Here is a 12,473-nt window from a genome sequence, read left to right on the forward strand (position 1 = left end):
TGTCGCCCCGAACTGGCGGTGGACCCGAGCCGGTGCGAAAGCGGAATCGGCGCGACCGCAGGTGCTCGTCTCGCCCATGTCCTGGTGGATGGGCGCAGTTCCTCGCGTGTTCCGGCCCCGTGACAACGGCCGCGGCGCGCATTAGGGTGCGCCGACGGATGTAGCGAGGGGAGGCTGGGATGGCCGGGACGGACGATGAGGCCGTCGCCACCGGGGACGACGACGCACTGTATGTGCTGACGGCGGTGCTCTTGACGCCTGCGCAGTTCCCCAGCGTGCTGGGCGACGACTACCCGGAGGCCTGCGCGGCACTCGGCCTCGTACCCCTCGCCGACGGGTACGGGCTGGTACTGGGGCAGGACGGCGACGGCGCGCGGTGGACCGTCGTCATCGACGACGTCTCTCTGGTGGCCGTCGCCATCGCTTCCTGGGACTGCGGCATGGAGTACGACCTGTCGCCGGACGATCGCTCGATGGTGGCCGCGCTGCCCGGATGGCCGCTCGCCGTGGCGGTCGCGGCGCCCGGTGTGCCCGCCCCGCACGATCCCGCACCCGGAATCGCGGAGCAGGCGCCGCTGTGTCCGCCGGACGCGTCCACCTGGGGCGCGGCCCAGCGGCGCCTCGGTGCGGACGAGATCGCGCTGCAGTGGGCCGCCTGGCGTGAACAGATCGACGAGACCGAATTCACTGCTTCGACGGACGAGAAGCCGGCTCCGAGCGACGGGACCGCCCAGACCGGCGGGGACCGTAAGGACCAAGACGGTGCCGACGGGGACGGCGGGCGGGCACCGCTCAGCGGCGTCCAGCGCGTTCTCTCCGAAGCGCACTCGTACGTGGACACTCCTCCGCCGCTCGGCCGTGTGCGCTCGTCCTTCGCTCCGGGGGACGCGCGGACGCTGCGCGCCGACGGTCCCGGTTGGTCGTTGGTGGCGCGGACCGACGACATCGCCTTCGTGCTGCTCGACGAGAAGCCCGGCGAGATCCTTCCGGTCGGCCGCGGGCCCGCATTGCCCGGCCTTCTGGAGGCTCTGGACAAGATGGCCGTACGCCCGAACTGAACCCGGCAGGCCGAAGTCGCAGGCCGACAGTGCCGACACCGCCACCCGTGGGCCACGCCATTGGCAGGCCCACGAGCGGCGACGAGATCAGCTCCTGTGCTCGGAAAAGGATCGTAAAAGGGAACTGTCCAGGAAGAGATGCCCGTAGAGGAACTGATTGAGCAAGTGATGCCTCAGCGGCCGAGCTCCTTGCGGCCGACGCGGCGCAGCCTGCGCCGCTGTGAGGGGTCCAGCGTCAGATACGCCGCCGCGGGAACTCCCAGGACGATCAGTAGGGCAACCCACCAGGGCAGCCAGAAGAGCAGGATGATGCCGACCGCGACACCGCCTGCGGCTATCTTCGCGTTCCTTGACATGTGCGTAGCCTCCTTAGCGGCCACTGCCGCTCTCTGTCCTGAGAACGGACCCGCGCTCCCGGCGGTTCCGGACCGCGACCCTGATACGACCCTGAGGTGCGCCCCCTACTCGGCCCTGAGGGGTTCTCCGACCTCGTACATGTACCTCAGGGCCTGACGGTAGGAGTCCACGAGCCCCGTCTCGGCGTAAGGGATACCCAACTCCCGGCAGTGAGCGCGCACCAGGGGCTGGACGAGCCTGAGATGCGGGCGGGGCATGCTCGGGAACAGATGGTGCTCGATCTGGTAGTTGAGACCGCCGAGGAACCAGTCCGTCAAGGGCCCTCCGCGGACGTTGCGCGAGGTGAGCACCTGACGGCGGAGGTGCCCCCATCCCTCGCCGTCGGGGTCGGGCATCTCCATGCCCTTGTGGTTCGGCGCGAAGGCCATGCCCAGGTGCAGCCCGAAGAGCGCCTGGTGGATCGCGGCGAAGACCAGGGCGGTGCCCAGCGGCATCGTGCTCAGCAGCAGGGTCGCGTACGCGGCAAGGTGCGCGATCAGCAGGGCGGCCTCGACCGGACGTTCACGGGGAGGCCGCCGACGCAGGTCCTGGAAGCCGTGGATCTTCAGAGCGACGCCTTCCAGGAGCGTGAGCGGAAAGAAGAGCCACGCCTGATAGCGGGTGAGCCATCGTCGGAAGCCGGTGCGGTCCAGTGTCTGCCCGCTGGTGAAGACCAGCACGTCGGCTTTGACGTCGGGATCCTTGTCGATGTGGTTGGGGTTGGCGTGGTGTCTGTTGTGTTTGTCGTTCCACCAGCCGTAGCTCAGACCCAGCAGCAGATTCGCGTGGACGAGTCCGATCGCTCGGCCCGTCGAACGGTCGCCGGTGATCTGCGAGTGGCCCGCGTCGTGGCCTATGAAGGCGGTGCGGGCGCACAGTACGGCGAGCAGCGGGGCCAGGAGCAGTACCCACCAGGAGTGGCCGATCAGGACGATGCCCGCGACGACGGCTGCCAGGGCGAGCCCGTTGCCGGCGATGGTGAGCGCGTACCAGCCCTGTCGACGGTTCAGGAGTCCCTGCCCTTTGACCGTGCGCAGGAGTGTGGTGAACTCGCTGGCGGCGGCCCTGGAAGGCGGCTCCACCACGGCTGTGGCGCTTTCGGGCATGAGTGGACTCCGAATCTCTGAGGGAAGCAGGCCAGGGGGCAACAGACCGGCCCGACCTGTAGAAACGTACGGATCAGCGACCGTCGGCGACCATGGCGCCACCACCCGGGTGCGGGCGGGGGAAAGCTGGACCGCGGGGTGGACCTGACACCACCCCGGCACGAGAAGTGACCGGCACCACAGGGCAGACACTTGGCTCGCCCTTCGCCGCGCTGTACCCTCGGCGACCTCCACACCGGTAGTCAAAATTGAGGAACACACTCATCCCTGTGCAGAGAATTCCTGCCCCCACCCCCTCCGAGATTTCCGAACTGGCGCGCTGCCGCGCTGTCTTCGTCCCCGCCGACCCGGCCCGCACGGGCAGCGTCGCCTTCTGGCTGCCCGACGGCGAGGAGCCCTTTGCCATCGGTGCCGGCACCGGTCACGGATCCGACTCCGCTCACGGGCCCGATTCCGACTCCGGTTCGGGCTTCGGCCACGGCTCCGTGGAGGAGCTGTCCGTCGTCCTTCCCTGCGAGGACGGGGTCGAGTTGGTGCAGGTATCGGCCGTAGTACTGCCGGTGCGGGCTGCGCTCCCGGTCCTCACGCGCGCGCGTGCCGCCGCGCGGGCTCACGGGGCGACCGCCTTCTGGGGCGCCGCGGCCGTACTGGCACTGCAACTCGCCGCGCGCGGACTGCTGCTGCCCGGCCTGAGCTCCGGTGACCACGACGCATGGCGCGCGGGCCCCCTGGGCTCGCGGGACCTGGAGCGGATCCGTGAGCTGGCCGCCGCGATGCCGCCGCACGCCCACGCGGTGCCCGTCGAGGAGACCGAACCGCTGCGGCTGCCCGATCCGGAGTGGCTGCTGCGCGCCTTCCTCGACGCCGTCGCCGACGCCCTCCCCCGCTCCCCCGCGGCGGCACTCGCCGCGGGCGGCCCGGCCTTCGCCGCCGCCGAACCGCAGGAAGTGCCCGAGCATCGCGCGTGGGCGGCCGACGTCGCGGCGGGACACGACGCCGGCGTACGGATCTCGCTGCGCGTCGAGGTACCGGGCCTCGCGTCGGCCGTGTCGGACGAGGACCGGTTGCCGTTCCGCGCGGTGCTGCAACTGCACAGTGTCAGCGACCCGGCCCTGCTGGCGGACGCGGCCGAGGTGTGGAGCGGGTCGAGTCCGGCCTTCGGCCCGCGCGCGCGGATGGACGCCCTGCTCGCGCTGCGCCGCGCCGCCCGGGCCTGGGCCCCGCTCGCGCCTCTGCTGTCAGCGACCGTGCCCGACTCGATCGAACTCGCCGACGAGGAGGTCACCGAACTTCTGGGCGAGGGGGCACGATCGCTCGCCGCGGCCGGTGTGGAGGTGCACTGGCCCAGGGAACTGGCACACAAGCTGACGGCCCGCGCGGTCATCGGCCCCCCGGACGACGTGCGGGCCGGTGGCGGGCCGGCCTCGGACACGCCCTCGTTCCTGTCGGCCGACGCACTTCTGACGTTCTCCTGGTGGTTCGCCCTAAGTGACCAGCAGTTGACGCGTGCGGAACTGGACCGGCTCGCCGAGGCGAACCGCCCCATCGTGCGGCTGCGTGACCAGTGGGTCCTCATCGATCCGCAAGAGGTACGCCGCGCCCATACCCAGCAGGACCGCAAACTGACACCCGTAGACGCGCTGAGCGCCGTCCTCACGGGCTCCACGGAGGTCGACGGCCACCGGGTCGACGTACGGCCCACCGGGTGGCTGGCGACGCTGCGGGACCATCTGTCGGACCCGGAGGGGCAGGAGCCGGTCGGACAGCCGCCCGCGCTGGCCGCGACCCTGCGCGACTACCAGCTCCGCGGGGTCAACTGGCTGGCCCGGATGACGTCCTTGGGGCTGGGCGGCTGTCTCGCGGACGACATGGGCCTCGGCAAGACGATCACGCTCATCGCGCTGCATCTGCACCGGCAGACCGACGAGTCCGCGGCGGGTCCCACCCTCGTCGTCTGCCCGACGTCCCTCATGGGCAACTGGCAGCGCGAGATCGAAAGGTTCGCTCCCGGCACTCCCGTCCGCCGCTTCCACGGGGCCCGGCGGAGCCTGGAGGGCCTGGCCGACGGCGAGTTCGTCCTCACGACCTACGGCACCATGCGCCTCGACACGGCACGCCTGGCAGACGCTTCCTGGGGCATGGTCGTCGCGGACGAGGCACAGCACGTGAAGAACCCTTACTCCGACACGGCCCGGCAGCTGCGGAAGATCGACGCACGCGCGCGTGTGGCGCTCACCGGCACTCCGGTCGAGAACAACCTCTCCGAGCTGTGGGCGATCCTCGACTGGACGACACCGGGCCTGCTGGGCAGGCTCGGCACGTTCCGCAACCAGTACGCGAAGGCCGTCGAGGGAGGGCAGGATCCGGGGGCGGCGGACCGGCTCGCCCAGCTCGTGCGGCCGTTCCTCCTGCGTCGCCGCAAATCCGATCCCGGCATCGCACCGGAGCTCCCGCCGAAGACGGAGACCGACCGTGCCGTGTCCCTCTCCAAGGAACAGGCGGGTCTCTACGAGGCCGTGGTCCGCGAGACCCTCGCGGAGATCTCGGGCGCCGACAGCATGGCGCGGCGCGGACTGATCGTGAAGCTGCTCACCGGGCTGAAGCAGATCTGCAATCACCCGGCGCAGTACCTCAAGGAGGACCGGCCGAAGATCGCCGGGCGCTCCGGAAAGCTGGAGCTGCTGGACGAACTGCTCGACACCATCCTCTCCGAGGGAGCATGCGTTCTGGTCTTCACGCAGTACGTGCGTATGGCCCGCCTGATCGAGCGCCATCTGCACGCGCGCGGTGTGCACACGCAGTTCCTGCACGGAGGTACACCCGTCCCCGAGCGCGAAGCCATGGTCGAGCGCTTCCAGGAGGGCGAAGTGCCCGTCTTCCTGTTGTCGTTGAAGGCCGCGGGCACGGGCCTGAACCTGACGCGGGCCGAGCATGTCGTGCACTACGACCGCTGGTGGAACCCGGCCGTCGAGGCCCAGGCCACCGACCGCGCGTACCGCATCGGCCAGACGCGGCCGGTGCAGGTGCACCGGTTGATCGCCGAGGGGACGATCGAGGACCGCATCGCGGACATGCTGCTGCGCAAGCGGGAGCTGGCGGACGCGGTGCTCGGGTCCGGGGAGGCGGCCCTCACCGAACTCACCGACGCGCAACTGGCCGACCTGGTGGAACTGCGAGGGGGCGTGCGATGAACGATCCGTACGAGAACACTCCGGAGCGCGTTTTCGCCGCCCTGCCGCCCGCACAGGGCCGGGGCTTCGCCCAGAGTTGGTGGGGGCAGGCCTGGCTCAAGGCGCTGGAGGACGCCACGCTGGACACGCAGCAGCTGAAGTCGGGCCGTCGGCTCGCGCGCGCGGGAGCCGTGGGTGCCGTGTCGGTCCGCCCCGGACGCGTCACCGCGGTGGTCAAGGACCGCGACCACACGGCTCATCGCGCGGACGTCCTGCTCCAGGAGCTGTCCGAGGAGCAGTGGGACCGGTTCCTGGGCATGGCGGTCGAACGGGTGGGGCACATCGCCGCACTGCTCGACCGCGAGATGCCGCCGCATCTGGTCGAGGACGCTGCTACCGCCGGTGTCGAACTCCTGCCGGGCCTGGGCGATCTGGAGGCGGAGTGCGACTGTGACGCGTGGGACCACTGCGGTCACACCGCCGCGCTCTGCTACCAAGTGGCGCGACTGCTCGACCAGGATCCTTTCGTGCTGCTTCTCCTGCGTGGCCGCGGTGAGCGAGAACTGCTCGACGAGCTGCAGCTGCGCAGCGTCCCTCCCCAGGCCGGGACCGTCGCGGTGCGGCAGGAGACGTACGCGGGCGTGGACGCCGCCGAGGCCTATGCCGCAGGGGAGATTTTGCCGCCGCTGCCCGCGGCGCCTGCCGTGCCCGCGGAACCGGGCCTGCCGCCATCGCTGGACACGGAGATCGACCCCGCTCCCGGGGTCGATCCGTCCGCCCTGGAGTTCCTGGCGGCGCAGGCCGCCCGTGAGGCGCACCGGCTGCTTGTCGACGCGCTCAGGGCGGGCCACGAACAGCGCGTCGTGGAGGCCGGACTGACATCTGCGCAGGATGCCGTACGGCTGGCCTCGGGCAGGCCCGAGGTCTCGGTGACCGCTCGGCTCGCCGAAGGGTCGGGGCGCGACCGCGAAGGCCTGGCGCTCGCGGTCCGCTCCTGGGAGTACGGGGGTGCGGCCGCGCTCGACGTACTTGAGACGGACCGGCCGGCCGAAGCGGAAACGCTCGCACGCGCGCGTGCGGCCCTGGAGTCGGCCTGGGAGGAGCACGAACGGCCCGTCCTGCGCGCGTCCCGCAGCCGCTGGACAGTCGTCGGCGGACAGTCCCAGCTCCGGCTGGGGCCGGACGGCCGCTGGTGGCCGTACCGCAAGGAACGGGGCCGCTGGGCTCCCGTCGGCCCGGCCTCCCAGGACCCGGCGACGGCACTGGCCCTGGCCGACGGGCGGGAGTGACACCTGGCCGAGGGGCGGGGAGTGGCACCGGGGGCGCGGGACAGGCGGGGCGGGGCACAGGACCGCGGGACAGGCAGGACATGGCCCGCGTTCACCGGATGAGCGCTGGACGCCCGGCGTTCATCCAGCAGCCGTACGGCGTTCGACGCGAGGGCGAAATCTGGCGACAGTCATCGAACTTGTGCACCAGGAGGCCCCATGTCCCCGTACGCCGCAGGCCGGCGCCGTGTCCACCGTTCCGTCGCCACGGGCGTGCCGCTCGCCGTGCTGGCCGCTCTCGTGGTGGCAGGTCCCGCGGTCGGCGCGCCCTCGGGAGACGCGCGGGTCACGGGCTCCGCGATGCTCGGCGACATCCCTCTCGGCACGTTCAGCAACGGGCTGCTGCCGGGCACGGTGGCCGACGACCGGGGTGTGGACCTCGGTGGCATCGGGAGCGACATCTACCCCGCAGGCCGCGAGGGAGAGTTCTGGACCGTCACCGACCGTGGTCCCAACGGCCAGATCAAGGTGGACGGTGTGAAGCGCCGTACGTTTCCCGTGCCCGGCTTCGACCCCGCGATCGTGAAGATCCGGGTGTCCGGTGACTCGGTGAAGGTACTGGACGCGATTCCGATCACCACCGGTTCGGGCAAGCCCGTCACCGGCCTGCCCAATCAGCGGGCACGCGACGAGGCTCCGTACTCCTACGACGCGAAGACGCCGCTCTCGTACAACCCGAACGGTCTGGACGCCGAAGGGATCGTGCGCTCCAAGGACGGTAGTTTCTGGCTCGTCGACGAATACGGGCCCTCGTTGGTCCACGTCTCCGCGCGCGGGAAAATACTCACCCGGTACGTCCCGAAGGGCCTGAACCTGACTGGCGCCGGCTATCCGGTGGTCGAGGCGCTGCCCACGGTCCTGCTGCACCGGAAGATCAACCGCGGCTTCGAGGGGCTCGCCCAGCTCCCGGGCGGCGACCTGGTGCTGGCCGTGCAGAGCCCGTTGTCCCTGCCGGACACGGATGCGGGCGAGGAGTCTTTGACCGCGCGCCTGCTGCGCTTCTCACCGAAGAAGCGGGCCGTCACCGCCGAGTACGCGTACCGGTTCGACCCGGTGGGCACGGTCGACCCGGGCGAGGACGACACCTCCGAGCTCAAGATCTCGTCCGTGGTGGCGGTGGGCCGCGACGAGCTGCTGGTGGAGGAGCGCACCGACAAGGCCGCCCGGCTGCAGGTCGTGAAGCTGAGCCGCGGTGCGGACATCCTCGGGGACAGGTGGGACGACAGCACGACGTCGCCGTCCCTTGAGCAGTTGGAGGACCCCGCCGCGTCCGGTGTCCCGGTGCTGCGCAAGCGGCTTGTCGTCGACCTCGGGAAGGTGAAGGGGGTCCCCGGGAAGATCGAAGGTGTCGCGCGCGTGGACCATGACACGCTCGCGCTGATCAACGACAACGACTTCGGGATGACGGACGGGACAGAGGCCTTCGACGCCCAGGGACGCCTGGTGGACAGCAGGATCGAGACCACCGTGACGTACGTACGCCTGCCGCACGGGATCTGAACGGACGGCTCCGCTCGGCGTTCTCGCCCTCCACGCGCGCGTGAAGCACTCCGGGGTTCTACGCGCCACGCGCGCGTGGCTCACCTCAGTGGCTTGGTCAGCTTGCGGTTCCCCTCTGCGTCGTCGGCGGCCAGACTGCACGCGACATTGTCGATGCCGATCTTGAATCCCGCGGGGTCGGGGTACTGCACCAGCGTCCCGCGGACGGTGCCGGCGGGCTGCTTGGCCGCCTTGCTGTCCAAGGGGTCCTGGCAGAGGCCCGATGCCGCTTTCTTGAGGGCGGCATCGGTCGTGTACGCGCCTTCCAGTTCGGTCACCGTCACGACCTCGGCGTCGTGCTTCCGGTCGCACGGACGCTTCACCGCCTGGCCCGGACGACTGTCGTCGACGTCGAAGCAGTCACCGGTCCGCAGCATGTAGTACGGCACTTCGTCGCTCGCGAGGGACGGGAGGAGCGACTCCACACCGCTGGGCAGTTCGGACGGCACACCGGAGGGCAGGGACGGCAGTTCGCTCGGCAGCTGCGACGGAATGCTCAGTGAGGGCGACGGCAGCCGCCCCTTGGTGGAACTGCTCTCCGTCGGCGGCTTCTTGTCCGACGAGCCGTCACCACCGGTGACCGCCAGGACGACCGCGGACACCGCGCCGATACCCAAAAGCACGGCCAGCAGGACACGGAGCGTCCTGCGACGCCCACCGGAATCGCCCGGCGATCCGGGTGGAGGCGATGACGGTGGAGGCGGCTGCCGGCCTCCCCCTCCCCCGCCGTTCCACGGCGGACCGCCGTCTCCGGGCGGTGGGCCGTACCCGTCGGGAGGAGGACCGAAGCCTCCGGGCGGGGGACCGTACCCGCCACCACCGTAGGGCGGCGTGTTGTCCGGCGGCCGAGGAGGCTCGGGCGGTAAGGGCGGCGTGGCCATACCATCAAGAGTCGCCTCGAACCGGTCACGAAGCGACCCCTGCGCGGAACTTCATACGGAACTTGCTGCGTAACCTGTCACGGACTCATGGCGTGGAACGCATGCTTCCGGACGCTTCCGCGCAGCGGCCGTTCGTCGGCCTTGTACGCGATCAGCCGCGAGCACCCAGCAGGTGGTCCATGGCCAGCTGGTCGAGACGCTCGAACGCCATCCCGCGCGCGGCGGCCGCCTCGGCGTCGAAGCCCTCGAAGGAGGCACGGTCCGCGAGGAGCGCCTGGAGGCCGTCCGCGGCGGTGGGCTGCGCCAGTTCGTCCAGGCGCGAGGTCCGCAGGGCTTCCTGGACCTCCGGGTCGGCCCGGAAAGCCGCGGTCCGCTCCTTCAGGATCAGGTAGTTGCGCATGCAGCCCGCGGCCGAGTCCCACACGCCGTCGTAGTCCTCGGTGCGCGGCGGCTTGAAGTCGAAGTGCCTCGGGCCCGCGTAACCGGCTGTCTCCAGGAGGTCCACCAGCCAGAAGGCCGAGCGCAGGTCGCCCGCTCCGAAGCGCAGGTCCTGGTCGTACTTGATGCCGGACTGGCCGTTGAGGTCGATGTGGAAGAGCTTGTCCGCCCACAGGGCCTGGGCGATGCCGTGCGTGAAGTTCAGCCCGGCCATCTGCTCGTGGCCCACTTCGGGGTTGACGCCGTACAGCTCCGGCCGTTCCAGGCGCTCGATGAAGGCCAGTGCGTGACCGACCGTCGGCAGGAGGATGTCCCCACGGGGCTCGTTCGGCTTGGGCTCGATCGCGAAGCGCAGATCGTAGCCCTGGGAGGTCACGTACTCGCCGAGGAGGTCGAAGGCCTCCTTGATACGGTCCAGCGCGACCCGTACGTCCTTCGCGGCGCCGGACTCGGCGCCCTCACGGCCACCCCACGCCACGTAGATCTGCGCGCCCAGCTCGACCGCCAGGTCGATGTTTCGGATCGTCTTGCGCAGCGCGTAGCGACGCACGTCCCGGTCGTTGGCGGTGAAGGCGCCGTCCTTGAAGACGGGATGTGTGAACAGGTTCGTGGTGGCCATCGGCACGGTCATACCGGTCGCGTCGAGAGCCTGCCGGAAGCGCTTGATGTGCGACTCGCGCTCGGTCTCCGAGGACCCGAAGGGGATCAGGTCGTCGTCATGGAAGGTCACTCCGTGGGCGCCGAGTTCCGACAGGCGCTGCACCGACTCGACCGGATCCAGGGCGGCCCGGGTGGCATCGCCGAACGGGTCCCTTCCCTGCCAGCCGACGGTCCACAGGCCGAAGGTGAACCTGTCCTCGGGGGTGGGCTGGTAGTTCATGCCGCGGCTCCTTGTTTGCTCCGACTATTTCGTCATGGCGCTTAACAAATTAGTATGCGGAGGCATCCCTGGGAAGAGACAAGATGTCCCGGAAGAGGGGCAGCGGGCGGAATCTGGGCTGTGCCGCCCTGGACGAAACCCGAAAACACCAGGTCAGACCCCGCGGAGCCGCGGAAGAGGGAGAGCTCGATGTCAGCAGCCGAGGGTCCGCTCGTCGTCGGCGTGGACACGTCCACCCAATCCACCAAGGCCCTGGTGGTGGACGTGCCCACCGGCAAGGTGGTGGCGAGCGGTCAGGCGCCGCACACCGTGTCCTCCGGAGCGGGCCGCGAGAGCGACCCGCGCCAGTGGTGGGACGCGCTGCGCGAGGCGCTGCGTCAGTGCGGGGACGCGGCACGTGAAGCCGCGGCGGTCTCCGTCGCGGGCCAGCAGCACGGTCTCGTCACACTCGACGCCCAGGGCGCTCCGGTGCGCCCCGCGCTCCTGTGGAACGACGTACGGTCGGCGCCACAGGCCCGCCGTCTCGTGGAGGAGCTGGGCGGGCCGAAGGCGTGGGCCGAGCGCACCGGCAGCGTGCCGGGTCCGTCCATCACCGTCACCAAATGGGCGTGGCTCGCCGAGCACGAGCCCGAGTCCGTCCGTGCCACCGCGGCCGTGCGGCTGCCCCACGACTACCTCACCGAGCTCCTCACCGGGCTGGGCACGACCGACCGGGGCGACGCCTCCGGTACGGGCTGGTGGGCGTCCGGGACGGAGGCGTACGACGAGGAGGTCCTCGGCCACGTGGGGCTCGATCCCGCCCTGCTGCCCCGGGTGGTCCGGCCCGGCGAGGTCGTCGGAACCGTCCGCGACTCCGCCGATCTGCCGTTCTCGAAGGGCACGCTGGTCGCTCCCGGCACCGGTGACAACGCCGCCGCCGCGCTGGGCCTGGGGCTGCGCCCGGGCGCCGCGGTCCTCAGCCTCGGCACGTCCGGCACCGTGTACGCGGTGTCGAGGCGGCGGACCGCCGACCCCACCGGAACCGTGGCGGGTTTCGCCGACGCGCGGGGCGACTGGCTGCCGCTGGCCTGCACCCTCAACTGCACCCTCGCGGTGGACCGTGTGGCCGCCCTCCTCGGTATAGACCGCGAGGCCGTCGAACCAGGTACGAGCGTGACGCTGCTCCCCTACCTGGACGGAGAGCGGACCCCTGCGCTGCCCCACGCCTCGGGCCTATTGCACGGGCTGCGGCACGACACGACAGCGGGACAGCTGCTCCAGGCCGCCTACGACGGTGCGGTTCACTCGCTGCTCGGCGCTCTCGATCTGGTGCTCGACGAGGACGCGGACCGTTCGGCGCCGCTCCTGCTCATCGGCGGGGGCGCCCGGGGCAGGGCCTGGCAGCAGACCGTACGACGGCTGTCGGGGCGCCCCGTGCAGGTACCCGAAGCCAGGGAGCTGGTCGCCCTCGGAGCCGCCGCACAGGCCGCGGGAGTGCTGACCGGCGAGGATCCGGCGGCGGTGGCCCGGCGCTGGAACACGGCACGCGGACCGGTCCTCGAAGCCGGGGAACGGGACGAGGCGGCGCTCGCGCGGATCGCCGGGGTAATCTCCGACGCGGCCCCGTTGCTGGAGCGGGAGGCCGATCAGCGCTGACGGCTTCGCCTCCGGGGAGCGTGAGCCGGTTGCCGCCGGCTC

9 protein-coding genes are annotated in these 12,473 nt (G+C 70.9%); 5 read left to right on the forward strand and 4 right to left on the reverse strand.

Annotated features, from left to right (window positions below):
• The first annotated feature begins 179 nt into the window (after window positions 1-179).
• Complete coding sequence (locus tag ACIOKD_RS30610; protein ID WP_402090412.1) at window positions 180-1,058, forward strand: hypothetical protein; 879 nt, start codon at window positions 180-182, stop codon at window positions 1,056-1,058.
• A 173-nt stretch (window positions 1,059-1,231) separates the two neighbouring features.
• Here ACIOKD_RS30610 and ACIOKD_RS30615 read toward each other — a convergent pair whose 3' ends face one another.
• Both ACIOKD_RS30615 and ACIOKD_RS30620 read right to left on the reverse strand, forming a co-directional pair.
• Window positions 1,232-1,414, reverse strand: a complete 183-nt coding sequence (locus ACIOKD_RS30615) for a hypothetical protein (RefSeq protein ID WP_402090414.1) — start codon at window positions 1,412-1,414, stop codon at window positions 1,232-1,234.
• Window positions 1,415-1,519: 105 nt separating this feature from the next.
• Window positions 1,520-2,560 (reverse strand): acyl-CoA desaturase, encoded by a 1,041-nt coding sequence (locus ACIOKD_RS30620; RefSeq protein ID WP_402090416.1) that lies wholly within the window; start codon window positions 2,558-2,560, stop codon window positions 1,520-1,522.
• Between the two features lie 269 nt (window positions 2,561-2,829).
• Between ACIOKD_RS30620 and ACIOKD_RS30625 the strand changes: the two genes are divergently transcribed.
• The 3 genes from ACIOKD_RS30625 to ACIOKD_RS30635 all read left to right on the forward strand — a co-directional run bounded on the left by ACIOKD_RS30625 (window position 2,830) and on the right by ACIOKD_RS30635 (window position 8,558).
• A complete protein-coding gene (locus ACIOKD_RS30625) occupies window positions 2,830-5,751 on the forward strand; it encodes a DEAD/DEAH box helicase (RefSeq protein WP_402090418.1) in 2,922 nt (973 codons plus the stop codon).
• Window positions 5,748-7,019 (forward strand): SWF or SNF family helicase, encoded by a 1,272-nt coding sequence (locus ACIOKD_RS30630; protein WP_402090420.1) that lies wholly within the window; start codon window positions 5,748-5,750, stop codon window positions 7,017-7,019. Before ACIOKD_RS30625 ends, ACIOKD_RS30630 begins: the two co-directional genes overlap by 4 nt.
• Window positions 7,020-7,217: 198 nt before the next feature.
• Window positions 7,218-8,558 (forward strand): esterase-like activity of phytase family protein, encoded by a 1,341-nt coding sequence (locus ACIOKD_RS30635; protein ID WP_402090422.1) that lies wholly within the window; start codon window positions 7,218-7,220, stop codon window positions 8,556-8,558.
• Between the two features lie 80 nt (window positions 8,559-8,638).
• Here ACIOKD_RS30635 and ACIOKD_RS30640 read toward each other — a convergent pair whose 3' ends face one another.
• Together ACIOKD_RS30640 and xylA are read right to left on the reverse strand one after the other, a co-directional pair.
• Window positions 8,639-9,220: a hypothetical protein gene (locus tag ACIOKD_RS30640; protein ID WP_402090424.1), complete on the reverse strand. Its 582-nt coding sequence runs from the start codon at window positions 9,218-9,220 to the stop codon at window positions 8,639-8,641.
• A gap of 409 nt (window positions 9,221-9,629) precedes the next feature.
• The gene (gene xylA, locus ACIOKD_RS30645) at window positions 9,630-10,796 is read right to left on the reverse strand and encodes a xylose isomerase (protein WP_402090426.1); all 1,167 of its coding nucleotides are present in this window, start codon (window positions 10,794-10,796) and stop codon (window positions 9,630-9,632) included.
• 189 nt (window positions 10,797-10,985) lie between these two features.
• Between xylA and xylB the strand changes: the two genes are divergently transcribed.
• Window positions 10,986-12,431, forward strand: a complete 1,446-nt coding sequence (gene xylB / locus ACIOKD_RS30650; RefSeq protein ID WP_402090428.1) for a xylulokinase — start codon at window positions 10,986-10,988, stop codon at window positions 12,429-12,431.
• The last annotated feature ends 42 nt before the right edge of the window (window positions 12,432-12,473 follow it).

The sequence above is a fragment of the Streptomyces sp. NPDC087844 genome (assembly GCF_044742785.1).
Taxonomy (GTDB): domain Bacteria; phylum Actinomycetota; class Actinomycetes; order Streptomycetales; family Streptomycetaceae; genus Streptomyces.